Origin of the sequence: Phenylobacterium sp. (genome assembly GCF_041691455.1) — a bacterium.
GTDB lineage: Bacteria > Pseudomonadota > Alphaproteobacteria > Caulobacterales > Caulobacteraceae > Phenylobacterium.
The window spans coordinates 274,868-300,147 of the sequence record NZ_JBEPUO010000004.1; the positions used below are offsets into that span (position 1 = coordinate 274,868).

The window sequence follows — 25,280 nt, forward strand, 5'->3', positions numbered from 1 at the left end:
TTTCTCCCGCCATCGAAAGGGAGACCAAGACATGCTTCGCCGCGACATCGTCACCACCGCCATGGCCGCCTCGGCGGTCGCCGTCACCGCGCGCTCCGTCCACGCCGCGCCGGTCCGCCGCACCGCCGAGCCCCGCGCCAAGGACGGGATCAAGCTCTTCCACCGCGACTGGGGCGAGGGGCCGCCGGTGCTGTTCGCCGCCAGCTGGGCGCTCTCCAGCGAGATGTGGGCCTATCAGGTGGCCCACCTGGCCGACGCCGGCTTCCGCTGCATCGCCTACGACCGGCGCGGCCACGGCCGATCCGATGTGCCGGCGAGCGGCTACGACATGGACACCTTCGCCGACGACCTCGCGAGCGTGATCGAGCAGCTCGACCTGCGCGACGTCGTGCTGGTGGGCCATTCGAGCGGCGGGGCCGAGGTGGTCCGCTATCTCGGCCGCCACGGGACTTCGCGGGTCCGCAAGGTCGTGCTGATCGCCCCGGTCACACCCTACCTGCTGAAGACCGCCGACAATCCGACGGGCGCGCCGCAGGCCCATTTCGACGCGACCATGGCCCAGTGGGCGACGGACTTCCCCAAATGGGCCGACGACAACACCGCGCCCTTCGTGACGCCGGAGACCTCGCCGGCCATGACCCGCTGGCTCTACGAGCAACTGGTCTCGACGCCGCCGCCGGTGGCCATCGCCACGATGCGCGCGGTGATCGCCAGGGACCTGCGCCCCGACCTCGCGAAGATCGACCGGCCTACGCTGGTGATGCACGGAACCAAGGACGTCTCGGCGCCCATCGACATGACCGGGCGGCCGACCGCGGCGGGCATCAGGGGCGCGGAGCTCAAGGTCTACGATGGCGCCCCCCACGGCCTCTTCGTCACCCACATGGACCCGGTGAACCGCGACCTGGAGGCCTTCATCAAAGCGTGACCGAAGGGCCGACGCGCCTTAAGCGCAGGGATCATGTCCCTGCGCGACTTCGGGCTCCTGGCGCTGGTTTGCCTGGTCTGGGCGTCCAACAACATCGTCTCGAAATATGTGGTCAGCCACCTGGGCTCGCCGCCGCTGTTCTATGCGGCGGCGCGGTTCGCGGTGGTGGCGCTGGCGACGCTGCCCTGGCTGCTGCCGATGCCGCGTCCGCGCTGGCGGCTGGTCGTGGTGGCGCTCCTGATGGGCGGCGGGAATTTCGCGCTGATCTTCATGGGCCTGAAGTACGCCACGCCGTCCTCCGTGGCGGTGGTGAGCCAGATCGGCGTGCCGATCACCACCCTGCTGTCGGTGGTCATGCTGGGCGAGACGATCCACTGGCGCCGCGGCCTCGGCATCGCGCTCACCTTCATGGGCGTCGTGGCGGTGATGTGGTCTTCGACCGGCCTCAGCGCATCGGCCGGCCTGCTCTATGTGGTGGCCTCGGCCATCGCCGCCTCGCTCGGCGCGGTGATGATGAAACAGATCGAGGGGGTGAAGCCCCTGCAGTTCCAAGCCTGGGTCGGCTTCGCGTCCGTCTGGCCGCTGGTGTTGCTGTCGGCCTGGTTCGAGCCCGGGCAACTGCAGGCCGGGATCGCGGCGGGCTGGCCGTTCCTGGCCGCGGTGCTCTACTCCGGCCTGGTGGTCTCGGTGGGCGCGCACACCGGCTATTACCTGCTGATTGGCCGCTATGAGGCCAACCTGATCTCGCCGTTGACGCTGATGACTCCGCTGGCGACGATTGCCCTGGGCGTCGCGATCTTCCACGATCCGTTCGGCCTGCGCATGGCGGCGGGGTCAGCCATCGCTCTTACGGGCGTCCTGATCATCGCGCTTCGGCGCAACCAGGTCATGCCGCTGCTGCTCGCCATCCGGAACCGCGCGCAATGAATAGTCCGCTGCTTGAGGTCATCGAAGCGCCCAGCCCCAATTTCGACGCCCGCACCGCGCCGCCGGACATCCTGGTCCTGCACTACACCGGCATGAAGACCGGCGAGGAGGCGCTGGCCCGGTTGCGCGATCCCGAGGCCAAGGTCTCGGCGCATTACATGATCGAGGAGGACGGCCGCATCTTCCGGCTGGTGGCCGAGGAGCGGCGGGCCTGGCACGCGGGCGTCTCGTTCTGGAAGGGCGAGCGCAACATCAACGGCGCCTCGATCGGCATCGAGATCGTCAATCCGGGGCACGAGTTCGGCTATCGCCCGTTTCCCGACGCGCAGATCGCCGCGGTGATCGCGCTGGTCGCCGATATCCGCACCCGCTGGCAGATCGAAGATGGCCGCATCGTCGGCCATTCCGACGTGGCGCCCGGCCGCAAGGACGACCCGGGCGAGCTGTTCCCCTGGAAGGCGCTCGCGCAGGCGGGCCATGGCCTTTGGGTCGAGGCGCCGCCGGCCCCCGGGGAGCCGCTGGCCGAGGGCGCGGAGGGGGTGGGCGTCTTCGCGCTGCAGGCGGGGTTCACCCGGCTCGGCTACGACCTGCCGCCCTCGGGAAAGTTCGACGCCGCCACCCAGGCCGTGGTCACCGCCTTCCAGCGGCATTGGCGACAAAATAGGGTGGACGGCGTTGCGGACGGCGCGACCCGGGCCCAACTCATCGCGCTGATGAGACTGGCTGGTTGATGCACCCTTCACCTTCGTTCCGCGAGACCGGCGAGACGGTCCTTCTGGCCCATCTCGCGCGGTATCCCTTCGTGACCCTGGCCGCGGCGCCAAAGGGGCACCTGCTGGTGGCCCATGCGCCGGTGGTGGCGCGCGGGGTGAAGGCCGGCCTGGCGCTCGACTTCCACCTCTCGCGCGGCAATGCGCTGGCCACGGCGATCGCCGAGGGCTTCCGGGCGGTCGCCGTCAGCCTGGCCGCCGACGCCTATGTCAGCCCCGATTGGTACGAGGGCGCCGACCAGGTCCCGACCTGGAACTACGTCAGCGTCGAGGCCGAGGGGCCGGTGGCGGCCCTCGACGACGCGGGGCTGGTGACCCTGCTCGACGATCTCTCCGCCCAGGAGGAGCTGCGCCTGGCGCCCAAGCGGCCCTGGACGCGGGCCAAGATGTCGCCCGGCCGGTTCGAGACCATGACCCGGGCCATCGTCGGCGCGCGGATGACCGTCGAGCGGCTCGAGGGGATCACCAAGCTCTCGCAGAACAAGAACGAGGCCGACCGCGCCGGCGTCGTGGCCGCGCTCGGCGACCATCCGATCGGGCTGCGGATGCGGGCCCTGTGAGCGGGGTTTCGGTCCGCGCCTCGACGCTCGCCGATGCGCCCGCGATCCTGAGCCTGCACGCCGCGGCGGCCTCGCGCGGCGGCGGCCTCGCCCGCGAGCCCGACGAGATGGAGCTCTCCCAGATCGAAGGCGCGCTCGCCAAGGCCCTGGCCAGCGGCGTCGCGCTAAGCGCCTGGGCGGACGGCGCGATCGCCGGCGAGATCCACGCCTCGCGGCTCGGCCCCCGGCAGTTCGCCCATAACCTGCTCGACCTCACCGTGGCGGTGCGTCCGGAGTTCCAGGGCCGGGGTGTCGGCGCCCAGCTCTTTGAGGCGCTCTTCATAGAGGCCGCCCGGCTGGAGCCCAAGGTCGAGCGCATCGAGCTGATGTGCCGCGAAGGCAACCTCGGGGCGGTGCGCCTCTACCAGCGCCTGGGCTTCGTCATCGAGGGCCGCTTCCAGCGTCGCGTACGGCTGGCCGACGGCACCGTCGAGGACGACCTTGCCATGGCCAAGGCGCTCTAGACGCCGGCTCGGCTTGACCCCGCCGCGCCCAGCGACCACTTTCCGCGCGGACCAGACGGCCGGGCGGTCGCGGCTCTCGCAAGAGGGTCGAGGAAAGTCCGGGCTCCACGACGACATGGCGGCGGGTAACGCCCGCCGGGGGCGACCCCAGGGATAGCGCCACAGAAAGCAAACCTCCTCTCTTCGGAGAGGGAAGGGTGAAAGGGTGGGGTAAGAGCCCACCGCGTCGCTGGCAACAGGGACGGCATGGCAAGCCCCGCCAGGAGCAAGACCGAATAGGGACCGTGCGCCCTCCCTAGCCTCGGCGAAGGAGGGTAGGGCTGTCGTAGGCCTGAGCGGTCCGGGTAGGTCGCGAGAACCGTCCCGCGAGGGGCGGTCCAGAGGAATGATCGCCGCGTCCGGGGTTTCGGTCCCGGGCGGCACAGAACCCGGCTTACAGGCCGTCTGGTCCCACTTCCTCCACAGGCCCCAGTCTCATTCGTTAACAAGCGAAGCCGTAGTTCCCTGTATGTTCTGTGGATAAGAACTTCTGGTTAACCATACTTGGCTGCGACACGTTGGTTTCTCTACGAAAGAGTCGTTCAGAGTCATTTACTCCCAATTCATCCCATGATAGCCCATTCGTACTTCGCTAACCAAACCGCTGCCCCCTGCTTCAAGAAGAATTTTGGGGGGCGGCCGGATGGGGACGAGGGAGGGAGTGGCTGGCGGGGCCGCTCAAAATCAGGGGCTGGGCGGTGTTTCTCTCGACATTCGAGAAACAGTTGGACGGGAAGCGGCGGATCGTCGTGCCGCAGGACTTCCGCGCCCAGACCGCCGGGCCGTTCGACGGCGTCTTCTGCTTTCCCTCCATCGAGGCCGATTGCATCGAAGGTGGCGGCAAAACCTTGTTCGACCGTTACGCCGGCGTGATCGAGGAGCTGGAGTTCGGCGACCCGATCCGCAGCGCGCTCGAGACCTCGGTCTTCGGCGGCATGGCCCAGCTCTCCTATGACACCGCCGGCCGCATCACCCTGCCGGAGCTGCTCTGCCAGCAGTTCAGCCTGACCGACTGGGTGGTGGTCGTGGGCCTCGGCGACCGGTTCCAGATCTGGCAGCGCGAGGCCTTCCAGGCCCACCGCGCCGCCCAGCGCGACGTGGCCCGCGAGGGCCTGGCCTCCATGCGCGCCCAGCAGCGCGCCGCGCGGCTCGCCGCGCCCAGTGTGGGCGGCGCCGGATGACCGCTCCGCATGTCCCCGTCCTGCTCAATGAGGTCGTGGACGCGCTGCAACCCCGCGCCGGCAAGGTCCTGGTCGACGGGACCTTCGGCGCAGGCGGCTACAGCCGCGCCCTGCTGAGCGCCGGCGCCGCCATCATCGCCTTCGACCGCGATCCTTCGGCCGCCCGGTTCGCCGACGGCCTGCCCAAGGGCCGCTTTCGGCTCGTGGAGCGCCGTTTCTCCGAGCTCGACCAGGAAACCGGCGAGGCCGCCGTCGACGGCGTGGTCCTCGACATCGGCGTCTCCTCCATGCAGATCGACGAGGCCGAGCGCGGCTTCTCCTTCATGCGCGACGGGCCGCTCGACATGCGGATGGCGGCTGACGGCCCGACCGCCGCCGACCTCGTCAACGAGGCCGAGACCGCGGAGCTGGCGCGCATCCTCTTCGTCTACGGCGAGGAGCGTGAGAGCCGCCGGATCGCCCGCGCCATCGTCAAGCGCCGCGAGGAGCAGCCCTTCACCCGCACCCTGGAGCTGGCCGAGTTCATCGAGAAGGCGCTCGGAGGCCGCCGCGGCGCCAAGGTCCATCCGGCGACCCGCTCCTTCCAGGCCATCCGCATCGCCGTGAACGAGGAGCTGTCGGAGCTCGAAGCCGGCCTCGTCGCCGCCGAGCGGGCGCTGAAATCCGGCGGCCGGCTCTGCGTCGTCACGTTCCATTCGCTGGAAGACAGAATCGTGAAGACCTTCCTGGCGGTGCGAGCGGGAAAGACCCCGGCGGGATCGCGCCATGCGCCGCCGGTGGAAGCCGGCGCGGCGCCGAGCTTCCAGTTGCTGTTCAACGGTCATCAGGGACCGTCGGCGGCGGAGTTGGCGGCGAACCCCCGGGCCCGGTCGGCGAAACTGCGGGCGGCGGTGCGCACCGACGCCCCGGCCTGGAGGGCGGCGGCATGAGCTGGATCAATCGCAGGGTCCGTGGGTTCCGGCTGGTGGACCTGGTGGCGCTGGGCCTGCTCGCTGGCCTGATCCTCGGGGTCTACCTGGCCAAGACCATCGCCGGCGGCGAGCGCGCCAAGATCGCCGTCGTCGAGCGCCAGATCGTCGCCGAGAAGGCCCGCATCCGGCTCCTCAAGGCCGAGGTCAGCCACCTGGAGCAGCCGGCCCGCATCGAGCGCCTGTCGGAAACCTACCTCGGCATGGCGCCGGTCTCCTTCAAGCGCGAGGCCGGTCCCGACGCCCTGTCGCAGCTCGCCATCCATCCGCTGGTCCCGCCCGCCGCGCCGGTCGAGGCGACGCCCGACCCGATGGTCCAGGCGACGCCGGAGCCGCCCGCGCCGCTCGCCACCACCACCGTCCTGGCCGAGGCCGGCCGATGAGCCTTGGGCAACCCACCTTCGGCCCGACCTGGCTCTCGCGCCGGCTGCTGGGCTGGGTCTGGCGTTTCGAACACGCCTTCGAGCGGGCGCGCGCGTCCGGCAAGGCCGAGGACGACACCCGCATCCGGGTCTTCTTCGTGCTGGCGCTGTTCAGTGCGGGCTTCCTGACGCTGGCCATCGGGGCGACCCACGCGGCGCTGTTCTCCTCCGCCGGCCGCAGCGACGCGGCGCTGGCCATGGGCGCGGCGCGCGCCGACCTCGTCGACCGCAACGGCGAGATGCTGGCCGCCGACCTCCTGCACTACGGCCTCTACCTCGACCCGCGCGAGATCTGGGACACCGCCGAGACCCGCCGCGCGCTCTTCGCCAGCCTGCCCGAGCTGACGCCGCAGCGCCTGGAACGCGCGCTCCACGCCGGCCGCCGCACCTTTGTCATCGGCGGCCTGACGCCGGAGATCCGCACCACCATCCACGACCTGGGGCTCCCCGGCATCAGCTTCGAGCCCGAGCAGAAGCGGGTCTATCCGCTGGGCTACACCGCCGCCCATCTGGTGGGCTTCGCCGACACCGGCGGCGAGGGCCTGGCCGGCGCCGAGGCGGCGCTGAACGACGACATCCGCGAGGCCGCCGCCAGCCAGGGCTCGGTGCCGCTCTCCATCGACCTGCGCATCCAGGCCGCCCTGGAGGACGAGCTTTACAAGGCTACCGCCCAGTTCCGCCCCAAGGGCGCGGCGGGCGTGGTGATCAACGTCCACACCGGCGAGATCCTGGGGCTCGCCAGCTACCCAACCTTCGATCCGAACCAGCCGGGCAAGGCCAGCCTCGACGCGCGCCAGAACAAAGCGGCCAACGCCATCTACGAGATGGGCTCGACCTTCAAGGGCTTCACGATCGCCACCGGCCTCGACATCGGGATCGCCACGCCGACCTCGACCTTCGACGCCACCCACCCGTTCTATGTCGGCAAGCGGCCGATCACCGACTACCACGCGACCCACGCCGTCCTGACGCTCGTGGAGGTGTTCCAGCATTCCTCCAATATCGGCACCGCGCGGCTCGGCGAGGCGATCGGCCCCGAGCGCCTGCACGCCTACTTCGACCGCTTCGGCCTGACCCAGCCGGCCAAGGTCGAGCTCGTCGAGAGCGCCCGGCCGCTGACGCCCCGGATCTGGAACGAGGACGCCATCGCCTCGACCTCCTTCGGCCACGGGATCAACGTCACGCCGCTGGCGGTGGCGCGGGCCTATTCCGGTCTGATGAACGGCGGCGAGCTGCTGCCGCTCACCATCAAGAAGCTGCCGGCCGGAACTGTCGTGCACGGCCCGCGGATGGTGTCGGAGAACACCGCCCGCACGCTCCTGCAGATCATGCGCTCCAACGTCAGCTGCACCTGCGGCTCGGGCAAGTCGGCCAACGTCCCGGGCCTCAACGTCGGCGGCAAGACCGGCACCGGCGACAAATGGGATCCCGTCGCCAGGCGCTATTCCACCACCAAGCAGGTGTCGTCCTTCGCCGCGGTTTTCCCGACCGACGGTCCCCTCGACGCGCCGCGCTATTTCGTGCTGATCCTCCTGGACGAGCCGCAGAAGGACAAGACCGGCCTCGATCCGACCGGCGGTATCGTGGCGGCCCCGGCCGCCGGTCATGTGATCGAGCGCATCGCCCCCTTCCTCGGCGTCCAGCGAAGGGTCGAGACCGCGCCCTTCACGCCGGCGGACACCAGCGTGGTTGCGGCGGAGGAGCACTGAGCATGCGTCTCTCCGACCTCGTGAAGCGCGACCTCGCCTTCGATCCGCAGATCGAGGGCGTCACCGCCGACAGCCGCAAGGTCCGCCCGGGCTTCCTGTTCGCGGCCCTGCCGGGCGCCAAGGTCGATGGCCGCAGCTTCGCGCCGCGCGCAGTGGAGCAGGGGGCCGTCGCGGTCCTGGCCGGCCGCGAGATCGAGGGCCTGACCCAGAAGACAGTGATCGCCGCCGATCCGCGCCGCGCCTATGCGCTCGCCGCCGCGGCCTTCTGGGGCGCCCAGCCGGCGACCTGCGTCGCGGTCACCGGCACCAACGGCAAGACCTCGGTCGCCGCCTTCTGCCGCCAGATGTTCGCCCACGCCGGCTTCAAGGCCGCCAGCATGGGCACGCTCGGCGTCCGCGTCAGCGCGCCGGGCGCCGAAGACGTGCAGATCACGCCCCCCGGCCTCACCACGCCGGACGCCTCCGATATCGCCGAGCTGCTGGCTCGCGCTGCCCAGGACGGGGTCACCCACCTGGCGCTCGAAGCCTCCTCGCACGGCATCGACCAGCGCCGCCTCGACGGGGTGAAGCTTACCGCCGCGGGCTTCCTGAACCTGACCCAGGATCACCTCGACTATCACGGCACCATGGGCGTCTATCGGGCCGCCAAGCTCCGGCTTTTCGAGACCCTGCTGGCGCGGGGCAAGATGGCGGTGCTGAACGCCGATTCCGACGCCTATGCGGCCTTCGCCGGCGTCGCGGTCAGCGCGGGCCAGGGCGTGATGAGCGTCGGCGAGGCCGGCCAGGGCCTGCGGCTCATCGAGCGCGTCCTGCTGCCCGACGGCCAGCGCCTGACGGTGTTGCACGACGGCAAGTCGCATACCTTCCGCCTGCCGCTGGCCGGCGCCTTCCAGGCCTCCAATGCGCTGGTCGCCGCGGGCCTCTGCATCGCCGCCGGCCTCAGCCCCGAACAGGCCTTCGCCGGCCTGGAGACCATCGAGGGCGCGCCCGGGCGTCTGCAGCGCGTCGGCCAGGGCCCGCGCGGCGGCGAGGCCTATGTGGACTACGCCCACACCCCCGACGGGCTGGAGACGGTGCTCGGCGCCCTTCGCCCGCACGTGCGCGGCAAGCTGATCGTGGTGTTCGGGGCCGGCGGCGACCGCGACCGCACCAAGCGCCCGCTGATGGGCAAGATCGCCGCCGACCTGGCCGACGTCGCCATCGTCACCGACGACAACCCGCGCTCGGAAGTTCCGGCCGCCATCCGCGCCGAGATCCTGGCCGGTGCGAAGGGCGCACAGGAGATCGGCGACCGGGGCGAGGCGATCCGCGCGGGCGCCGGCCTGCTGCAGGACGGCGACATCCTGGTGGTCGCGGGCAAGGGTCACGAACAGGGCCAGATCGTCGGCGATACGGTTCACCCCTTCGACGACGTGGCCGAGACCCGGGAAGCCCTGAGAGCGGGCGCCGTCGATGGCTGAGGCGCTGTGGACCTCTGACGAGATCGCAGCTGCGACCGGCGGCAAGCTGGCCGGCAAGCCCTTCGCGGCCACTGGCGTTTCCATCGACACCCGCACCCTGGAACCGGGCGACCTGTTCGTGGCCCTGGGCGGCGTGCGCGACGGCCACGAGTTTGTCGAGCAGGCCCTCGCTAAGGGCGCGGTCGGCGCGCTCGCCTCTCAGCCTGTGTCCGGCTCCGCGGTGATCGTCCCCGATGTGCTCCCGGCGCTTGAGCGCCTGGGCGCGGCGGCCCGCGACCGGGCGCCCAAGGCCCGCCGCGGCGCGGTCACCGGTTCGGTCGGCAAGACCAGCGTGACCCAGGCTGTCCTCGCCGGCCTGACGCTCGCCGGCCGGGCGCACTCGTCGGTGAAGTCCTACAACAATCACATCGGCGTGCCGTTGACCTTGGCGCGGATGCCGCGCGACACCGAGCGCGCCGTCTTCGAGATCGGCATGAACCACGCCGACGAGATCCGCCCGCTGACCCGCCTGGTCCGCCCGCAGGCGGTGGTGGTGACCACCGTCGGGCCGGTCCACGTGGAGAATTTTGCTGAGGGAGAGACCGGCGTCGCCAAGGCCAAGGCGGAAGTCTTCGAGGGCCTCGAACCTGGCGGCGTCGCGGTCCTGAACGCCGATGACCGCTGGTTCGGCCTGTTGAAGGACGCGGCGCTGGCGGTCGGCGCCGAGATCCGCACCTTCGGCCATGGCGAGGCCTGCGACGCGCGGCTGATCGATTTCCAGGGCCCAAGTCTGGGAAAAGCGGGAGACCACGCCGTCGTCCAGGCCCGCTTCCACGGCAAGGGCCTCGACTTCCCGATCCTGCAGACCGGCTTCCACTGGGGCCTGAATTCCATGGCCGTGCTCTTGATGCTGGAGGCGCTCGACGTCGACCTCGGCGACGGCCTGGCGGCGCTGGGCAGCTTCGAGCCGTTGGAGGGCCGCGGCGCCGAACAGACCGTGCGGCTGGCCGGCGGCGGTTTCACCCTGATCGACGAGAGCTACAACGCCAACCCGATCTCCATGGCCTCGGCCATCGCCACCCTGGGCGCCCGCCAGGCGCCGGGCCGCAAGATCGTGGCCCTCACCGACATGCTGGAATTGGGCGAGGAGGCCCGCGGTTTCCACGCCGCGCTCGCCGAGCCCCTGGCCGCGGCCAAGGTCGATCTGGTGTTCCTTGCCGGCCCCCTGATGAAATCCCTCTGGGACGCCCTTCCGCCGACTCGGCGCGGCGGTTACGCGGAGACAGCGGCGGAACTTGCGCCGCTGGTCGTCCGGGCCGCAGAGCCTGGCGACGTGATGATGGTGAAGGGTTCGAACGGTTCGAAAGCGGGCGCCATCGCGGCGGCGCTGGCGGCCCTCGACGCCCGCGTGGGGGAGGCCGGCTGATGTTCTACTGGCTTTACGAGCATTTCTCGGCCGGTGGTCACGGCCACGTCTCGGTCCTCAACCTGCTGCGCTACCTGACCTTCCGCACCGGCATGTCGGTGTTCACCGCCCAGGTCATCGTCGTCGCCATGGGCTCGCGCTTCATCCGCTGGATGCAGGCCAAGCAGGGCAAGGGCCAGCCGATCCGCGCCGAAGGCATCCAGCGCCACGTCATCGAGAAGGCCGGCACGCCGACCATGGGCGGGGTGATGATCCTGGCCGGGCTGATCATCGGCACCCTGCTGTGGGCGGACCTGTCCAACGTCTACATCTGGGCCGTGCTGCTGGTCACCGCCGGCTATGGCTTCCTGGGCTTCCTCGACGACTACGCCAAGGTGACCAAGCAGTCCTCCGACGGCATATCGGGGCGCTGGCGGCTGCTGCTGGAGACGGCGATCGCCATGGCGGCGGTGGCCATGATCATCCTCTTCGCGGCCAAGCCCCCTGAGGCCCCGGACCTCCTGACCTCGGTCGCCTTCCCGCTCTTCAAACAAGCGCTGGTGAACCTGCACTGGTTCTACCTGCTGTTCGGGGCCTTCATCATCGTCGGCGCGGCCAATGCGGTGAACTTCACCGACGGCCTCGACGGCCTGGCCACCGTGCCGGTGATGATCGCGGCCTCCGCCTACGGCCTGATCGCCTATCTGGTCGGCAACTTCCTGTTCGCCAACTACCTGCAGCTCCACTTCGTCCCCGGCGTCGGCGAGGTCGCCATCTACTGCGGGGCGATGATCGGCGCCGGCCTCGGTTTCCTTTGGTACAACGCCCCGCCGGCCCGGATCTTCATGGGCGACACCGGCTCGCTGGCGCTCGGCGGCGGCATCGGCGCCGTGGCTGTCGCCACCCGCCAGGAGATCGTGCTGGGTATCGTCGGCGGCCTCTTCGTCGCCGAGCTGCTGTCGGTCGTCATCCAGGTGGCTTGGTTCAAGCGCACCGGCCGCCGGATCTTCCTGATGGCCCCGATCCACCATCACTTCGAGAAGCTCGGCTGGTCGGAATCGACCGTCGTCATCCGCTTCTGGATCGTCTCGATCATGCTGGCCCTGCTGGGCCTCGCCACCCTGAAGCTGCGGTAGGGGAGGGCAAGCGCACGCCATGATCCCGGTCCGCGGCTTCGAAGGACAGACGGTCGCCGTCTTCGGCCTGGCCCGCACGGGCCTGGCCGCGGCGCGCGCGCTGGTGGCCGGCGGGGCCGAGGTGGCGCTGTGGGACGAGAAGCCCGCCTCCCGCGCCGCCGCCGAGGCCGAGGGCTTTACCCTGACCGACCTCTCCAAGGCCGACTGGTCGAAGTTCGCCGCCCTGATGCTGTCGCCCGGCGTGCCGCTCACTCATCCCGCGCCGCACTGGACGGTCGAGCGCGCCAAGGCGGCGGGGGTCGAGGTCCTCGGCGACATCGAACTCTTCGCCCGCGCCGTGAACGCCGCCCCCGAACACAAGCGGCCGAAGGTCGTCGCGGTCACCGGCACCAACGGCAAGTCGACCACCACCGCGCTGATCGGCCACGTCTGCGCCGAGGCCGGCCGCGACGTCCGCATCGGCGGCAATATCGGCATCGGCGTCCTGGACCTGCCCGACATGCACGGCGGCGCGGTCTATGTCCTGGAGCTCTCGTCCTACCAGCTCGACCTCACCTCCAGCCTGCACGCCGACGTCACGGTGATGCTGAACCTCTCGCCAGACCACCTGGAGCGGCACGGCAGCATGGAGGGCTACGTCGCCGCCAAGCGCCGCATCCTGATGAACCAGGGCAAGGGCGACACCGCGGTGATCGGCGTCGACGACCAGTGGGGCCAGCAGATCTGCACCGAGATCACCGCCGCCAACCGCCGCACCATCGTGCCGATCTCGGCGTCCAAGGCCATGGGCCGCGGGATCTATGTCCTGCAGGGCATGCTCTATGACGCCACCGGCGAGCGCGCGGTCGAGGTCGCCGACCTGAACGCCGCCCGCTCGCTGCCTGGCCGCCACAACTGGCAGAACGCCGCGGCCGCCTACGCCGCCGCCAAGGGCCTGGGCATCGCCGCCGACGAAGCCGCCGAGCACCTGCTGACCTTCCCGGGCCTGGCGCACCGGATGGAGACCGTGGCCCAACTCGGCCGCGTGCGGTTCGTCAACGACAGCAAGGCCACCAACACCGACGCCGCCCGCCAGGCGCTGTCGAGCTATCCCAAGGCCTACTGGATCGCCGGCGGCCAGCCGAAGACCGGCGGCATCGAGGCCTTGGCCGACCTCTTCCCGCGCGTCGCCAAGGCCTATCTGATCGGCGAGGGCGCCGAGGCCTTCGCCAGGACGCTGGAGGGCAAGGCCCCGGCGGTGCAGGCCGGCACCATGGAGGCCGCCGTCGCCCAGGCCTATGCCGACGCCGCCAAGAGCGGCCAGGACGCGGTGGTGCTGCTGTCGCCGGCCGCCGCCTCCTTCGACCAGTTCACCGATTTCGAGGCCCGCGGCGAAGCCTTCCGCGAAGCCGTCCAGCATCTCGCTCCCGCCGCGAAAGGCGCCGCATGACCACCGTGACGCCGACCGGCCGCGCCCACCACGCCTTCGCCCGCTCCGACCGCTCGCCGATCGGGGTCTGGTGGTGGACCGTGGACCGCTGGATGCTGGGCGTCGTCGCGCTCCTGATCGCGGTCGGCGTGGCGATGTCCTTCGCCTCCAGTCCCGCGGCTGCGGCGCGGATGAACGTCGGCGACCCCTTCCACTTCGCCGTGCGCCAGTGCGTCTTCGCGGCGGCCTCGGCGGCCATCCTGCTGATGGTCTCGATGCTGGATGTGAAGAACGTCCGGCGAAGCGCCTTCTTCATCTGGCTGATCGCCATCGCCATCATGATCGCCCTGCCGTTCGCCGGCCACAACGCCAAGGGGGCGACGCGCTGGCTGGAGTTCGGCGGCTTCACCCTGCAGCCGTCGGAGTTCATGAAGCCGGCGCTGATCATCCTGGTCGCCTGGATGTTCTCGGAGGGGCAGAAGGGCCAGGGCGTGCCCGGGGTCTCGATCGCCTTCGTGCTCTATTTCATCTCCATCGGCCTCTTGCTGATCCAGCCGGACATCGGCCAGACGGTGCTGATCACCGTGGCCTTCGGGGCGGCGTTCTGGATGGCCGGGGTGCCGCTCTCCTGGGTGATGCTGCTGGGCGGGGCGGCGGTCGCGGGCCTGTCGTCGACCTATTTCCTGTTCCCTCACGTGGCGAGCCGGGTCGACCGGTTCCTCTCGCCCGACCGGGCCGACACCCACCAGGTGGACCGGGCCGCCGAGGCCATCGCCGCGGGCCGGCTGATCGGCCGGGGGCCCGGCGAGGGCGTGCTGAAGCGGGCCATCCCCGACGCCCACACCGACTTCATCTATTCCGTGGCCGCCGAGGAATACGGCCTGATCTTCAGCCTGCTGCTGATCAGTCTCTTCGCCTTCATCGTGGTGCGCGGGCTCTACAAGTCGATGAAGCTCAACGACCCCTTCGAGCAGGTGGCGGCCGCCGGCCTCTTCGTGCTGGTAGGTCAGCAGGCCTTCATCAACGTGGCCGTGAACCTCGACCTGATCCCCACCAAGGGCATGACCCTGCCGTTCATCAGCTACGGCGGCTCGTCCATGCTGGCCATGGGCCTGACGCTCGGCATGGCGCTGGCGCTCACCCGCCGCCGGCCCGGCGCCTACACCCCGTCCGAAGGGCTGGCAAAGGCCGGCGCGTTCGCTTAGGGGCCAGCCCATGCGCAAGATCGCCGTCCTGGCCGCCGGGGGAACCGGAGGGCACCTGTTCCCCGCCCAGGCGCTCGCCGAGACCCTGATCGCGCGCGGCTGGTCGGTGGTGCTGGCCTCCGACGAGCGGGTCGCGGGCCTCGCCCAGGACTTCCCCGCCGAGCGCCGCATCGGCCTGTCGTCCTCCAGCTACAAATCCGGCGACCCGCTGAGCATGGTGCGCGCCGGCTTCGCCGTGATGCGCGGCGCGAGCCAGGCCAGGGCGGTCTACCGCGAGATCGGCCCCAATGTGGTGGTGGGCTTCGGCGGCTATCCGTCGGCGCCGGCCCTGGTGGGCGCGATCTTCGACCGCCGCCCGACGGTGATCCACGAGCAGAACGCGGTGATGGGCCGGGCGAACCGCATGCTGGCCAGCCACGTCACCCGCGTCGCCTGCGCCTTCCCGACGCTCTTGAAGGCCCCGGCCAAGGTGGCGGGCCAGGCGGTGGTGGTCGGCAATCCGGTGCGCCCGGCGATCCGCGCGCTCGCCGACCTGCCCTATGTCCCGCCGACCGCCGAGGGCCCGATCCGCCTCTTGGTCACCGGCGGCAGCCAGGGCGCGCGCCTGCTCTCCGAGCTGGTGCCCGAGGCCATCGCCGCCCTGCCGGACGGCCTTCGCCAGCGGCTGGTGGTGCAGCAGCAGACCCGCGCCGAATCCATGGAGAGCGCCCGTCGCACCTACCGTAACGCGGTTGTCGACGCCGAGATCGCGCCCTTCTTCCGCGACATGGCCGGGCGGCTGAGCGCCGCCCACCTGGTGATCGGCCGCTCGGGCGCGGGCAGCGTCTGCGAGTTCGCGGTGGCCGGGAAGCCGGCCATCCTCGTGCCGCTCGCCATCGCGCTCGACGACGACCAGGGCCAAAACGCCAAGCTGCTCGCCGACGCCGGCGGCGCGGAGGTGGCGCGCGAGAGCCAGCTCACCGTGCAGAGCCTCTCCCACGCCCTGGAGACCCTGCTCAGCAATCCGGCCCGCCTCGCCCGCATGGCCGCGGCGTCGCGCTCGGTGGCCATCCCCGACGCGGCCGAGCGCCTGGCCGACGTGGTGGAGCAGACCGCGCGGGGCTGAGGCCTCGGCGCCGCGGATATTTCCCCGGGCGCGGCGATGCGCTAGCACCGTCCCATGACCCGACGCCCCGTGCCCTTCGACATCGGCCCCGTGCACTTCATCGGCATCGGCGGCATCGGCATGAGCGGCATCGCCGAGATCATGCTGCGCATCGGCTACACGGTGCAGGGCTCCGACGCCAAGGCCAGCGCCAACACCGAGCGGCTGCAGAAGCTGGGCGCCAAGATCTTCATCGGCCATGACGCGGCCCACGTCGATGGCGCCTCGGCGGTGGTCTATTCGACGGCGGTCAAGGCCGACAATCCGGAGATGGCCGCGGGGCGCGAGCGGCGCCTGCCGCTGGTCCGCCGCGCCGAGATGCTGGCCGAGCTGATGCGGCTTCAGTTCTCCGTCGCCGTGGGCGGCACGCACGGCAAGACCACCACCACCTCGATGGTCGCGGCCCTGCTGGACGCCGGCGGCATGGACCCGACGGTGGTGAACGGCGGCATCATCAACGCCTACGGCACCAATGCGAAAGTCGGGGCCGGCGACTGGATCGTGGTCGAGGCCGACGAGAGCGACGGCACCTTCCTGAAGCTCAAGTCCACCGTGGCTATCGTCACCAACATCGACCCGGAGCACCTCGACCACTACGGCGAGTTCGACGCGGTGAAGAAGGCCTTCCGCGACTTCGTGGAGAATATCCCCTTCTACGGCTTCGCGGCGGTCTGCATCGACCATCCCGAGGTCCAGGCCATGGCCGCCCGCGTCGAGAACCGCCGGCTGGTCACCTACGGGATCAATCCGCAGGCCGAGGTCCGCGCCGAGAACATCTCCATGGGCCCGGACGGCGCGCGTTTCGACGTGGTCATCAATCCTCATGAGGGCGAGCCGGTCCGCTATGACGACCTGCACCTGCCGATGGCCGGTCACCACAATGCGATGAATGCGCTGGCCGCCATCGCCGTCGCCCGCGAGCTGGGCGTCGCGCCGGCCGACATCCGCAAGGGGCTCGCAGGGTTTGCGGGCGTGAAGCGCCGCTTCACCACCACCGGCGTCGCGAACGGGGTGCGGGTGATCGACGACTACGGCCACCATCCGGTGGAGATCGCCTCGGTGCTGAAGGCCGCCCGCGCGGTCACCGAGGGGCGGGTGATCGCCGTCGTCCAGCCGCACCGCTACTCGCGACTCTCCGACCTCTTCGAGGAGTTCTGCAGCTGCTTCAACGACGCCGACGTAGTGGTCGTGGCCGACGTCTATGCTGCCGGCGAGGCGCCGCTGGAGGGGATCAACCGCGACGCCCTGATCGAGGGCCTTCGGCGCTACGGCCACCGCCGGGTGCTGGCTCTGGACGGCCCGGAAAGCCTGGCCGCGGTGATCGGCGAGGAGGCCAAGGCCGGCGACGTGGTCGTGCTGCTGGGCGCCGGCGACATCACCGGCTGGGCCTATGCGCTGCCGGACCAGTTGACGGCGCTGGCGGCCGAATGAGCTGGCGCGACCGGCTGCCGGAGGTCCGCGGCCGGTTGCTCCGCGACGAGCCGCTCGGCCCCTTCACCTGGTTCAGGGTCGGCGGCCCGGCGGACCTGATCTTCCTGCCGCAGGACGAGGACGATCTCGCTGCCTTTTTAAAGGGGCTCGACGCCGGCGTGCCGTTGACCGTGCTCGGCGTCGGCTCCAACACCCTGGTGCGCGACGGCGGGGTCGAGGGCGTGGTGGTCCGCCTGGGCAAGGCCTTCGCCGCCGTCGAGCCCCAAGTCGGCAAGGAGGCGGGCGGCAATCGCATCTTCGCCGGCGCCGCGGCGCTCGACGCGACGCTGGCGCGCGAGGCGGGCAAGGCCGGGATCGCCGGCCTGGAGTTCTATCGCGGGGTGCCCGGCTCGGTCGGCGGCGCCCTGGTGATGAACGCCGGCTGCTATGGCGCCGAAACTAGGGACGTGCTGGTCGAGGCCTATGCCCTGACCCGGTCGGGCGAGCACCTGACCCTCTCCAACGCCGACCTGGCCTACAGCTACCGCAAGTCCGCCCGCGCCGCGGCCGAGCCCTTGATCTTCGTGGGCGGGCTCTTCGAGGGCCGGCCGGACGATCCCGCCGCCATCGCCCAGCGCATGGACGAGATCACCGCCCGGCGCGAACAGACCCAACCGATCCGCGAGAAGACCGGCGGCTCGACCTTCAAGAACCCGCCCGGCCAGTCCTCATGGAAACTGGTCGACGAGGCGGGCTGGCGCGGCAAGCCCTATGGCGGGGCGATGTTCTCACCGCTGCATTCGAACTTCCTGATCAATACGGGCGAGGCCACCGCCGCCGACCTCGAGGGCCTGGGCGAGACCGTCCGCGCCGAGGTGAAGGCGAAGTTCGGCGTCGACCTCGACTGGGAGATCAAGCGGATCGGCCGGCCATGAGCGCCGCGGCCCTGATCCTGGTACGCCACGCCGCCCCGGTCATCGAGCCGGACGCCCCGCCGCCGACCTGGCGGCTGAGCGCGGCGGGCCGCGAGGCGGCGCTCGCGCTCGCCGGTCGGCTGGCGGCCTTCGCCCCGGCCGCCGTGGCCGCCAGTCCCGAGCCCAAGGCGCTTGAGACGGCGGAGATCATCGCCGCCCAGCTCGGCCTGGCCGTCTCACAGGACCCCGGCTTCGCGGAGCACCGCCGGCCGGACCTGAAGTTCGGATCGCGCGACGACTTCGAGAGCGCGATGGCGGCCTTTTTCGCCGATCCCGCCCAGCCGTTCCTGGGCGGCGAAAGCGGCGACGAGGCCCACGACCGCTTCGCCGCCGCGCTCGCCCGCCACGCCGCGCGGCCGCTGCTGGTCGCCACCCACGGCACGGTGCTGAGCCTCTATCTCAGCCGCCGCCTCAACCTCGATCCGTTCGACCTCTGGAAGAGCCTCGCCCTGCCGGAAGCCTTCGTCCTCGACGCCGACGGTTGGCTGCTCGCACGCGTCACAGCGGCCTAGGGCCACGTCCCGCCCATTGCCGAGGTTCGGCGAGTTCGGTTACGGCTAGGCTTGGTTGATCTGCTGGGGGGCGGCATGGACATCCACAAGCCGAAGCCGTGGCGCGGCCTGCGCGAGTTCCTGAAGGAGATCGGCACCATCGTCATCGGCGTACTGATCGCGCTGGGTGGCGAGCAGGCGGTGGAGGCGATGCATTGGCGACACCAGGCGCAGGCCGGCGAGGCGGCGCTGCAGGAGGCCTTCGTCCGCGAGGTGGACAATGCGGCGCTGCGCGAGGCGCAGGATGCCTGCGTGACCGAGCGCCTGGCGGCCCTGTCGGCGATCTTGCAGCGCGGGACGGAGAGCGGCAGGCTGCCGCCGATTGGCGCGATCGGACATCCGTCCTTCACGCCCTGGACCGTGGGCGCCTGGGGCGCCCTTGTCGCTGATCAGACCGTTTCACACCTGCCGCGGAGCAAGGCGATCGCCTATACGGCGATCGTTCAGCAGACGGCCTATCTCAGCGGCCTTAGCGATCGCGAGGAAGATCAATGGGCGCTGCTGGACAGCATGGTCGGACCTGGACGTCGGCTGAGTGACGTGGAGGCGGAACAGCTCAGGATCACCCTGGCGGCTGCGTCCGACTCCAATCTTCTCATGCACCGGACCAGCGCGCGCCTGCGCGATGCCGTGAAGGAGACGGGCCTCGTCGAGGCTCCGAGGTTCGCCGCCGCCGCCAAACAGGCCCGGGACAATAGGCCGAACGCCGCCATCTGCCGGCCGATAGCGGCCTCGCGGCCCTTGACTGGCGGCTGATCGGCGGCCGCCGTTTGGACGTTGTCAGCCCAGCGCCTTCTCCGCATCGACCAGCCGCGCGCTGCAGGTCGCGCGCGCCACCGGCTCGCCCGTCGCGTCGCTCAAGGTCGCCTCCACGAAGGCGATCGACTTGCCGAGCTGGACGACGCAAGCCTCGCCCACCAGCCGTCCGGGGCGCGCGGGCTTCAGGAAGCTCACATGCATGTCGATGGTCGGCGAATAGAGGCGGCCTTCCGTCATCGCGAACACCGCCGGGCCCATGGTGTCGTCGAGCATCGCGGCCAGGAAGCCGCCCTGGATGTAGCCGGCGGGATTGGTGAACTCCCAGCGCGCGTCGAAGCCGACCTTGATCCAACCCTCCTTCGGCCTGGCGGCCAGCAGCTCCCAACCCAGCAGCCTTGCGCAGGGTGGCGTCGGCAGGCCGTCGAGGGCGGTGGTGTTAGCGTTGGCGGCGTTGAAGCCCATGGCGAATCTCCTCGATCGACACTCTGTCGCCACCCTGCTGACAACGCCGTGTCAGCATGCGCCGGCCCTTGACCCGGCGGCGCGGGTCAGTCACCGGCTTGGGGCACAATCCTTTCGAGTTCGCCCATGGCCGCGCCGCTCTCCGGACACCACGTCGCCGTCCTCCTGGGCGGGCTTTCCTCCGAGCGGGAGGTGAGCCTGGTCTCGGGCCGCGAGTGCGCCGACGCGCTGGAGCGCCTGGGGGCCAAGGTCAGCCGCGTCGACGCCGGCCGCGACCTAGCCCAGGTGCTGACCCGGCTGAAGCCCGACGTCTGCTTCAACGCCCTGCATGGCGAATGGGGCGAGGACGGCTGCGTCCAGGGCGTCCTGGAGACCCTGAACATCCCCTACACCCACTGTGGGGTCCTGGCCTCGGCGCTGGCCATGGACAAGGCCAAGGCCAAGGCGGTGCTGGCCGCGGCGGGCGTCGCGGTGCCAGGGGGCGGGCTCTTCAACCGCTTCAAGGCGGCGGCCGAGCACGTCATGCCGCCGCCCTATGTGGTCAAGCCGAACGCCGAGGGCTCCTCGGTCGGGGTGTTCCTGGTGTTCGACGGCGCCAACCGTCCGCCGCAGGAGATCGTCGCTCCAAGCTGGACCTTCGGCGAGGAGGTGATGATCGAGCCCTACATCCGCGGCCGGGAGCTGGCGGTGGGCGTGATGGACGGCAAGGCCATGACCGTCACTGACATAATTCCGCGCACAGGTTTTTACGACTACGAGGCCAAGTATGCCGAGGGCGGATCGACGCACGTCGTTCCCGCCGAAATCCCCCCGCATGCCTTTGAAAAAGCTCTGAGAATGAGCGAGCTGGCGCATGCCGCCCTTGGTTGCCGGGGGGTTACCCGCTCCGACCTCCGTTATGACGACATTAACGACATTCTGGTCCTCCTTGAGGTGAACACCCAGCCCGGCATGACGCCCACTTCGCTCATCCCTGAGCAGGCGGCGCTGCAGGGCGTGGATTTCGACCGATTGGTGCTTTGGATCACGGAGGATGCGTATGGCCGGAGCGGTGCGGGGGGGCTCGCGAAGACAGGCGAAACCCCCGGTCAAGGCGCCGCCTAGACCCGCGCGCGCTGCTGCGCCCAAGGCCGCGCGGCAGAGCGCCCGCGACGCCCGCCAGCCGCAAGGCCTGTCGCCGAAGGTGGCGCTGGCCGGCGCGGTCCTGGTCCTGGCTCTGGCGCTCGGCGCGACGCTCGCCAGCGGCCACCGCGGCGAACGGCTCGCCGCCAACATCGGCGCCGCCATCGACAGCCGTTTCGCCGCGGCGGGCTTCCGCGTCCGCCACATCGAGGTGCAGGGCGCTTCCGCGCTCGCCAAGGCCGACATCGCCCGCGCCGCCGGGATCTATGACAACCAGCCGCTGATGGGCCTCGACCTCGACGCCCTGCGCCGCCACGTCGAACAGGTGGGCTGGGTCAAGGAAGCGCGCATCGTGCGGCTGCTGCCCGACACCTTGATGGTGGTGGTGGTCGAACGCCGCCAGCTGGCCGTCTGGCAGCATTCCGGCCGGCAGTACGTCATCGACGAGCACGGGCGGGTGATCCCCGAGGCCGACGCGCGCCGGTTCACGACCCTGCCGCTGGTGGTGGGCGAAGGCGGGGCCGAGCACGCGCCGGAGATCCTGCCGGTGATCGCCCAGCGGCCGCGGCTGATGAGCCAGATGGACGCCCTGGTCCGCGTCGATGACCGGCGCTGGGACCTTCGGATGAAGGACGGCTCGCTGATCCAGTTGCCGGCCAGCGGGGAGGAGAGCGCGCTGATGCAGCTCGAACACCTCGACCAGCGCTCGCGCATCCTCGAACTCGGGTTCGACCGGATCGACCTGCGCAATCCCGACGTGGTGGCCGTGCGGCCCCGCCAAGCTCCGCCCCTAAGTTCGCCGGCCGCGGCGGGCGCCTGACCGATGGAAGACCTGTAGCATGCTGAAACTGGCCAGCCGCGCCGAGGCTCAATCCGGGGCCCAGTCCGGGGATCGCAGAACCGGCGACCTGAAGGCGCAGGACCGCAAGGACGGCCGCGAGGGGCTGAAGGCCGCGTTGGTCCGCCCGCCGGTGGTCGCCGCCGTCGACCTGGGGGCTTCGAAGGTCACCTGTTTCATCATGAAGCCCGAGGGCGTCCACAAGGGCGACCGGACGCTGACCACCGCCGGCGTCGGCTATGTCCAGTCGCGCGGCATCCGCGGCGGCTCGATCGTCAATCTCGACGAGGCCTCCGAGGCTATCGCCCAGGCCGTCGAGCGGGCCGAGAACGTGGCCGGCGTCAACGTCCAGACCGTCACCGTCGCCACCGCCGGTGGCCAGCTCACCTCCCACCGCGTCGCTGGCCGGGTTTCGATCGGCGCCCGGCCGATTTCCGACAACGATCTGGTGCGCGCGATCAGCCACGCGCTGGCCCAGGTCAAGCTGCCGGGCCGCCGGGCCGCCCACATCCTGCCGATCGCCTGGTCGGTGGACGGCCAGGGCGGGGTGCGCGATCCGCGCGCCATGTTCGGCCGCGCGCTGGGCGTCGAGCTGCTGGTGGTGTCGGTCTCCGAAGCCGTCTTCCAGACCCTGGGGGCCTGCGTCGAACGCGCCCACCTGCAGTTCGAGGGCGTCGTCGCCGCCCCCTTCGTCTCGGCGCTCGCCGCGCTGGAGGAAGATGAGATGGACCTGGGCTCGGTCTGCATCGACATGGGCGGCGGCTCCACCTCCGCGGCGGTCTTCACGGCGGGTTCGCTGGTGCATGTCGAGACCGTGCCGGTCGGCGGCGCGCACGTGACCCAGGACATCGCGCGCGGCCTTTCCACCTCCATCGCCGGCGCCGAGCGGATCAAGACCCTGCACGGCTCGGCCATCGCCTCGGCCAACGAGGACCGCGAGATGATCGAGGCGCCGCCGCGCGGCGACGATCCAGGCGCGGGCCCGGTCATCGCACCGCGCAGCCTGCTGAAGGGCATCATCGCCCCGCGCGTCGAAGAGACCCTGGAACTGCTCCGCGACCGGCTGAAGGCCTCGGGCGCCCCGGTCGAGCCGGGCGCGGGCTTGGTGCTGACCGGCGGGGCAAGCCAACTTGCCGGCGTGCGTGAAGTGGCTGTGCGGGTGTTCGACCGTCCGGTGCGCCTGGGCCGTCCGCGCCGCGTGCCGCACCTGGCCGACGCGGCCTCCGGCCCCGCGTTCACCGCCGCCGCCGGCATCCTGCACCGCGCGGCCTTCGGCCCCCGCGAGGCGGTCTCGGCCAGGACGCTCGCCTCGGCGAAGCTCCGCCGCGAGCCGCTCGACCCCCGCGCCAATCCGGTAGCCAAGGCCGCCTCGTGGCTGCGGGATAACCTCTAGAAAAATTCCTGACGCCCGCGCCCGGTCGGGTTGGGGGCTGAACGAGAGCGGGCGCCAGGGCGCGCGGGCTAACTAATGCCCGTGCATCATCGACGCGTGATCGCAGGTCACGTTCGGGTTCATGTCCGCGAACGTGCCCTTCGGGTTCGGCCGCCAGGCCCACACGTGCAATTCGTAGAAGGGGTTCAGCCCATAGCGGTTGGGGGCGCCGTTGAAGGCGAAGAGCTGTCCGTCCAGAGAGGCCGGGCCCTTGAACGAGATATATTCCACCGCGATCAGCTTCATCTTCCCGTCCGGGCCGGGCTCGTACATCACCGCCTGCGGGCGTTTGATGTCGGGGGTCTCGTCCTTCAGGTAGCTGGCGTTGACGTAGTGGACGCCCATGGCCCCGCCATCGATCCCGCTGGTGCAGGGGATCGGCGAATAGCCCTCGGCGACCGCCACCTTCACATCCTGGAAGCGGCTGTTGGCGGCGCGCACATGGGCGGCCAGCGGATTGTCATGGCGCTCGGCCGCCGCGGCGGCTCCCGCCGCCAGCAGCGACAGAAGGGTCAGGCGCGTGGCCCATCGAACAGCGTGCATCCTTGGTTTCTCCTAGGTCCGCCCCGGGACTTGGGGGCGGATTACTAGCTGTCCGAAGGGCGCCCGGTTAAGGGGACGATCCCGCCATTCATCGGGGGCGATACCGCTTGTCCCAACGCGGCGGAAACCGACCGGCGCGCACGAGGCGCCGCGGCGAGACGGCGCGGCGATGGGAGGCTTCGCGATGTCAGGCGCCTTCGACAACGATGTCCCCGAAGGCGTCTCCACCTTCCTGGAGAAACGGCCGCCAGCCTTCCCGGGCGCGCGCTTCCTGCGACATGCCAGGTTATCCCCGGTGGGATCGATGAGGCCGTCCCGCGCCCCCTAGGGCGGAGCTTGACGCGACGTCCACAGCTTCTTGCGGCGAGTCAGATCGCCGCAGGCGACCTGTGATTCGCCTTACGCCTTGTGATGCAAGGGATTTTTTCACCGAACGGCGACCTTTCCCGACTCGCGACTCACGGTATGCGGTTAACGGTCAATTAAGGGTCTGAGCGCGTACTTAACGCATCGTTACGAAACGGCGCGCCGCGGGGGTTCGCGGGGCCGAAGCCGTATTTTGGGAAGGGGTCGCATGACTATCGCTCTATCAGCGCCGCGGGCGACAGAATTGAAGCCCCGGATCGTCGTCTTCGGCGTCGGCGGGGCCGGCGGCAACGCGGTCAACAACATGATCGAAGCCGGGCTGGAAGGCGTCGAGTTCGTCGTCGCCAACACCGACGCCCAGCAACTGCAGTTCGCCAAGACCGAGCGCCGCGTGCAGCTCGGCGTCCTGGCGACGCAAGGGCTCGGCGCAGGCGCCCATCCCGAGATCGGCATGGAAGCCGCCGAGGAGAGCATCCCGGAGATCGGCGAGCATCTCGACGGCGCGCATATGGTGTTCATCACCGCCGGCATGGGCGGCGGCACCGGCACCGGAGCCGCCCCGATCATCGCCAAATGCGCGCGCGAGCGCGGCATCCTGACGGTGGGCGTGGTCACCAAGCCCTTCCACTTCGAGGGCCGTCACCGCATGCGCCTGGCCGACGCCGGCATCGCCGAGCTGCAGCGCTACGTCGACACCCTGATCGTCATCCCCAACCAGAACCTATTCCGGGTCGCCAACGAGCGGACCACCTTCGCCGAAGCCTTCGGCATGGCCGACCAGGTGCTGCACTCGGGCGTCCGCTCGATCACCGACCTGATGGTGCTGCCGGGCCTGATCAACCTCGACTTCGCCGACGTGCGTACGGTGATGACCGAGATGGGCAAGGCGATGATGGGCACCGGCGAGGCGACCGGCGACGACCGCGCGCTCATGGCCGCCCAGAACGCCATCCAGAACCCGCTGCTCGACGAAGTCTCGCTCAAGGGCGCCAAGGCCGTTCTGGTCAATGTGACCGGCGGCCTCGACATGACCCTGCTGGAAGTCGACGAGGCGGCCAACGCCATCTCCGAACAGGTCG

The 25,280-nt window shown here is 70.4% G+C and carries 25 protein-coding genes and 1 other RNA gene; 24 read left to right on the forward strand and 2 right to left on the reverse strand.

Going from position 1 to position 25,280, the window contains the following annotated elements; all coding sequences use genetic code 11:
* The first annotated feature begins 31 nt into the window (after positions 1-31).
* From ACESMY_RS09440 to ACESMY_RS09535, 20 genes are all read left to right on the forward strand, one after another.
* On the forward strand, positions 32-928 hold the full coding sequence (locus ACESMY_RS09440) for an alpha/beta fold hydrolase (protein ID WP_372784318.1): 897 nt from the start codon (positions 32-34) through the stop codon (positions 926-928).
* A gap of 33 nt (positions 929-961) precedes the next feature.
* The gene (locus ACESMY_RS09445) at positions 962-1,855 is read left to right on the forward strand and encodes a DMT family transporter (RefSeq protein ID WP_372784319.1); all 894 of its coding nucleotides are present in this window, start codon (positions 962-964) and stop codon (positions 1,853-1,855) included.
* Positions 1,852-2,586 (forward strand): N-acetylmuramoyl-L-alanine amidase, encoded by a 735-nt coding sequence (locus tag ACESMY_RS09450; RefSeq protein WP_372784320.1) that lies wholly within the window; start codon positions 1,852-1,854, stop codon positions 2,584-2,586. Before ACESMY_RS09445 ends, ACESMY_RS09450 begins: the two co-directional genes overlap by 4 nt.
* Positions 2,586-3,185, forward strand: coding sequence for an FMN-binding negative transcriptional regulator (locus ACESMY_RS09455; protein WP_372784321.1), 600 nt, complete (start codon positions 2,586-2,588; stop codon positions 3,183-3,185). Before ACESMY_RS09450 ends, ACESMY_RS09455 begins: the two co-directional genes overlap by 1 nt.
* On the forward strand, positions 3,182-3,688 hold the full coding sequence (locus ACESMY_RS09460; RefSeq protein ID WP_372784322.1) for an N-acetyltransferase family protein: 507 nt from the start codon (positions 3,182-3,184) through the stop codon (positions 3,686-3,688). Before ACESMY_RS09455 ends, ACESMY_RS09460 begins: the two co-directional genes overlap by 4 nt.
* Positions 3,689-3,739: 51 nt before the next feature.
* Positions 3,740-4,140: RNase P RNA component class A (gene rnpB, locus ACESMY_RS09465), an RNA gene on the forward strand.
* A 285-nt stretch (positions 4,141-4,425) separates the two neighbouring features.
* Positions 4,426-4,908 carry a division/cell wall cluster transcriptional repressor MraZ gene (locus ACESMY_RS09470; protein WP_372784323.1) on the forward strand — a complete coding sequence of 161 codons (483 nt, stop codon included), beginning with the start codon at positions 4,426-4,428 and terminating at the stop codon, positions 4,906-4,908.
* Entirely contained in the window at positions 4,905-5,837 is a 933-nt protein-coding gene (rsmH, locus tag ACESMY_RS09475; protein WP_372784325.1) for a 16S rRNA (cytosine(1402)-N(4))-methyltransferase RsmH, read from the forward strand. Before ACESMY_RS09470 ends, rsmH begins: the two co-directional genes overlap by 4 nt.
* Positions 5,834-6,259 (forward strand): cell division protein, encoded by a 426-nt coding sequence (locus ACESMY_RS09480; protein WP_372784326.1) that lies wholly within the window; start codon positions 5,834-5,836, stop codon positions 6,257-6,259. Before rsmH ends, ACESMY_RS09480 begins: the two co-directional genes overlap by 4 nt.
* Positions 6,256-8,007 (forward strand): peptidoglycan D,D-transpeptidase FtsI family protein, encoded by a 1,752-nt coding sequence (locus ACESMY_RS09485; protein WP_372784327.1) that lies wholly within the window; start codon positions 6,256-6,258, stop codon positions 8,005-8,007. Before ACESMY_RS09480 ends, ACESMY_RS09485 begins: the two co-directional genes overlap by 4 nt.
* Positions 8,004-9,467 (forward strand): UDP-N-acetylmuramoyl-L-alanyl-D-glutamate--2,6-diaminopimelate ligase, encoded by a 1,464-nt coding sequence (locus ACESMY_RS09490; RefSeq protein WP_372784353.1) that lies wholly within the window; start codon positions 8,004-8,006, stop codon positions 9,465-9,467. Before ACESMY_RS09485 ends, ACESMY_RS09490 begins: the two co-directional genes overlap by 4 nt.
* A complete protein-coding gene (gene murF, locus ACESMY_RS09495) occupies positions 9,460-10,872 on the forward strand; it encodes a UDP-N-acetylmuramoyl-tripeptide--D-alanyl-D-alanine ligase (RefSeq protein WP_372784328.1) in 1,413 nt (470 codons plus the stop codon). The genes ACESMY_RS09490 and murF overlap by 8 nt, the downstream gene beginning before the upstream one ends.
* Positions 10,872-11,987: a phospho-N-acetylmuramoyl-pentapeptide-transferase gene (gene mraY / locus ACESMY_RS09500; protein WP_372784330.1), complete on the forward strand. Its 1,116-nt coding sequence runs from the start codon at positions 10,872-10,874 to the stop codon at positions 11,985-11,987. Before murF ends, mraY begins: the two co-directional genes overlap by 1 nt.
* A gap of 19 nt (positions 11,988-12,006) precedes the next feature.
* Positions 12,007-13,416, forward strand: a complete 1,410-nt coding sequence (gene murD / locus ACESMY_RS09505) for a UDP-N-acetylmuramoyl-L-alanine--D-glutamate ligase (protein WP_372784331.1) — start codon at positions 12,007-12,009, stop codon at positions 13,414-13,416.
* Positions 13,413-14,600, forward strand: coding sequence for a putative lipid II flippase FtsW (ftsW, locus tag ACESMY_RS09510; RefSeq protein ID WP_372784332.1), 1,188 nt, complete (start codon positions 13,413-13,415; stop codon positions 14,598-14,600). The genes murD and ftsW overlap by 4 nt, the downstream gene beginning before the upstream one ends.
* A gap of 10 nt (positions 14,601-14,610) precedes the next feature.
* Positions 14,611-15,705, forward strand: coding sequence for an undecaprenyldiphospho-muramoylpentapeptide beta-N-acetylglucosaminyltransferase (murG, locus tag ACESMY_RS09515; RefSeq protein ID WP_372784333.1), 1,095 nt, complete (start codon positions 14,611-14,613; stop codon positions 15,703-15,705).
* A 54-nt stretch (positions 15,706-15,759) separates the two neighbouring features.
* On the forward strand, positions 15,760-17,175 hold the full coding sequence (gene murC / locus ACESMY_RS09520) for a UDP-N-acetylmuramate--L-alanine ligase (RefSeq protein ID WP_372784335.1): 1,416 nt from the start codon (positions 15,760-15,762) through the stop codon (positions 17,173-17,175).
* Positions 17,172-18,089, forward strand: a complete 918-nt coding sequence (gene murB, locus ACESMY_RS09525) for a UDP-N-acetylmuramate dehydrogenase (RefSeq protein ID WP_372784336.1) — start codon at positions 17,172-17,174, stop codon at positions 18,087-18,089. Before murC ends, murB begins: the two co-directional genes overlap by 4 nt.
* Positions 18,086-18,640 carry a histidine phosphatase family protein gene (locus tag ACESMY_RS09530; RefSeq protein ID WP_372784337.1) on the forward strand — a complete coding sequence of 185 codons (555 nt, stop codon included), beginning with the start codon at positions 18,086-18,088 and terminating at the stop codon, positions 18,638-18,640. The genes murB and ACESMY_RS09530 overlap by 4 nt, the downstream gene beginning before the upstream one ends.
* Before the next feature lie 75 nt (positions 18,641-18,715).
* Positions 18,716-19,435, forward strand: a complete 720-nt coding sequence (locus ACESMY_RS09535; protein ID WP_372784338.1) for a hypothetical protein — start codon at positions 18,716-18,718, stop codon at positions 19,433-19,435.
* A gap of 24 nt (positions 19,436-19,459) precedes the next feature.
* Here ACESMY_RS09535 and ACESMY_RS09540 read toward each other — a convergent pair whose 3' ends face one another.
* Positions 19,460-19,900 (reverse strand): PaaI family thioesterase, encoded by a 441-nt coding sequence (locus ACESMY_RS09540; RefSeq protein ID WP_372784339.1) that lies wholly within the window; start codon positions 19,898-19,900, stop codon positions 19,460-19,462.
* A gap of 126 nt (positions 19,901-20,026) precedes the next feature.
* Between ACESMY_RS09540 and ACESMY_RS09545 the strand changes: the two genes are divergently transcribed.
* Genes ACESMY_RS09545 through ftsA form a run of 3 tightly spaced genes read left to right on the forward strand, consistent with a single transcriptional unit; the run spans position 20,027 to position 23,253 of the window.
* Positions 20,027-21,004 (forward strand): D-alanine--D-alanine ligase, encoded by a 978-nt coding sequence (locus ACESMY_RS09545; protein WP_372784340.1) that lies wholly within the window; start codon positions 20,027-20,029, stop codon positions 21,002-21,004.
* A complete protein-coding gene (locus ACESMY_RS09550; protein WP_372784341.1) occupies positions 20,934-21,842 on the forward strand; it encodes a cell division protein FtsQ/DivIB in 909 nt (302 codons plus the stop codon). Before ACESMY_RS09545 ends, ACESMY_RS09550 begins: the two co-directional genes overlap by 71 nt.
* A 19-nt stretch (positions 21,843-21,861) precedes the next feature.
* Positions 21,862-23,253 (forward strand): cell division protein FtsA, encoded by a 1,392-nt coding sequence (ftsA, locus tag ACESMY_RS09555; RefSeq protein WP_372784342.1) that lies wholly within the window; start codon positions 21,862-21,864, stop codon positions 23,251-23,253.
* Between the two features lie 72 nt (positions 23,254-23,325).
* On the opposite strand, the gene ACESMY_RS09560 is transcribed toward ftsA, so the two are convergent.
* Positions 23,326-23,835 (reverse strand): hypothetical protein, encoded by a 510-nt coding sequence (locus tag ACESMY_RS09560; RefSeq protein ID WP_372784343.1) that lies wholly within the window; start codon positions 23,833-23,835, stop codon positions 23,326-23,328.
* Positions 23,836-24,409: 574 nt separating this feature from the next.
* On the opposite strand from ACESMY_RS09560, the gene ftsZ reads away from it, so the two are divergent.
* A partial coding sequence (ftsZ, locus tag ACESMY_RS09565) for a cell division protein FtsZ (RefSeq protein WP_372784344.1) occupies positions 24,410-25,280 on the forward strand: 871 nt, incomplete at its 3' end.

Bases quoted from the DNA above. Each gene is read 5' to 3' on its own strand.
- ACESMY_RS09480 (WP_372784326.1), top strand. From the start codon at position 5,834: ATGAGCTGGATCAATCGCAGGGTCCGTGGGTTCCGGCTGGTGGACCTG.
- murG (WP_372784333.1), top strand. From the start codon at position 14,611: ATGCGCAAGATCGCCGTCCTGGCCGCCGGGGGAACCGGAGGGCACCTG.
- murC (WP_372784335.1), top strand. From the start codon at position 15,760: ATGACCCGACGCCCCGTGCCCTTCGACATCGGCCCCGTGCACTTCATC.
- ACESMY_RS09560 (WP_372784343.1), bottom strand. From the start codon at position 23,835: ATGCACGCTGTTCGATGGGCCACGCGCCTGACCCTTCTGTCGCTGCTG.
- ACESMY_RS09440 (WP_372784318.1), top strand. From the start codon at position 32: ATGCTTCGCCGCGACATCGTCACCACCGCCATGGCCGCCTCGGCGGTC.
- ftsW (WP_372784332.1), top strand. From the start codon at position 13,413: ATGACCACCGTGACGCCGACCGGCCGCGCCCACCACGCCTTCGCCCGC.
- ACESMY_RS09545 (WP_372784340.1), top strand. From the start codon at position 20,027: ATGGCCGCGCCGCTCTCCGGACACCACGTCGCCGTCCTCCTGGGCGGG.
- mraY (WP_372784330.1), top strand. From the start codon at position 10,872: ATGTTCTACTGGCTTTACGAGCATTTCTCGGCCGGTGGTCACGGCCAC.
- ACESMY_RS09550 (WP_372784341.1), top strand. From the start codon at position 20,934: ATGCGTATGGCCGGAGCGGTGCGGGGGGGCTCGCGAAGACAGGCGAAA.
- murB (WP_372784336.1), top strand. From the start codon at position 17,172: ATGAGCTGGCGCGACCGGCTGCCGGAGGTCCGCGGCCGGTTGCTCCGC.
- ACESMY_RS09485 (WP_372784327.1), top strand. From the start codon at position 6,256: ATGAGCCTTGGGCAACCCACCTTCGGCCCGACCTGGCTCTCGCGCCGG.
- ACESMY_RS09445 (WP_372784319.1), top strand. From the start codon at position 962: ATGTCCCTGCGCGACTTCGGGCTCCTGGCGCTGGTTTGCCTGGTCTGG.
- rsmH (WP_372784325.1), top strand. From the start codon at position 4,905: ATGACCGCTCCGCATGTCCCCGTCCTGCTCAATGAGGTCGTGGACGCG.
- ACESMY_RS09450 (WP_372784320.1), top strand. From the start codon at position 1,852: ATGAATAGTCCGCTGCTTGAGGTCATCGAAGCGCCCAGCCCCAATTTC.
- ACESMY_RS09535 (WP_372784338.1), top strand. From the start codon at position 18,716: ATGGACATCCACAAGCCGAAGCCGTGGCGCGGCCTGCGCGAGTTCCTG.
- ftsA (WP_372784342.1), top strand. From the start codon at position 21,862: ATGCTGAAACTGGCCAGCCGCGCCGAGGCTCAATCCGGGGCCCAGTCC.
- ACESMY_RS09540 (WP_372784339.1), bottom strand. From the start codon at position 19,900: ATGGGCTTCAACGCCGCCAACGCTAACACCACCGCCCTCGACGGCCTG.
- ACESMY_RS09530 (WP_372784337.1), top strand. From the start codon at position 18,086: ATGAGCGCCGCGGCCCTGATCCTGGTACGCCACGCCGCCCCGGTCATC.
- murF (WP_372784328.1), top strand. From the start codon at position 9,460: ATGGCTGAGGCGCTGTGGACCTCTGACGAGATCGCAGCTGCGACCGGC.
- ACESMY_RS09455 (WP_372784321.1), top strand. From the start codon at position 2,586: ATGCACCCTTCACCTTCGTTCCGCGAGACCGGCGAGACGGTCCTTCTG.
- murD (WP_372784331.1), top strand. From the start codon at position 12,007: ATGATCCCGGTCCGCGGCTTCGAAGGACAGACGGTCGCCGTCTTCGGC.